Here is a 255-nt window from a genome sequence, read left to right as displayed (position 1 = left end):
GAACAACTGCGCTGGGTGCAACAAGCGGCTTCTTACCGGGCAACATCAATTGCGCTTTGCCGACGATGCTCCAAACAGGCTCTTGGCGATACATTGCCATCGCAATGACAGCCCAAACAGCTTGTTCAAGAGGTAGTCGACGTTTGCGAATGGTCGCTACTCCAGATGTTTCAAGGCATTGCGAGATGAAATCTGGACACAAGATATCACTCAGTTGGCCTAGTTGTTCAGTGTTGGGCGCATAGCCATTAGCCA

Annotated in this window: 1 protein-coding gene; it reads right to left on the bottom strand. The window is 50.6% G+C overall.

Features of this window, described 5'->3' with window-relative positions:
• The coding region (locus J3L11_RS19200) for a transposase domain-containing protein (RefSeq protein WP_207572020.1) at window positions 1-255 on the bottom strand (255 nt) is incomplete at both ends.

It is taken from the genome of Shewanella sp. 4t3-1-2LB, assembly GCF_017368415.1.
Lineage (GTDB): Bacteria > Pseudomonadota > Gammaproteobacteria > Enterobacterales > Shewanellaceae > Shewanella > Shewanella fodinae.
The sequence above is the reverse complement of the archived record's forward strand: the minus strand, read 5'-3'. Positions and strand labels throughout refer to the sequence as shown.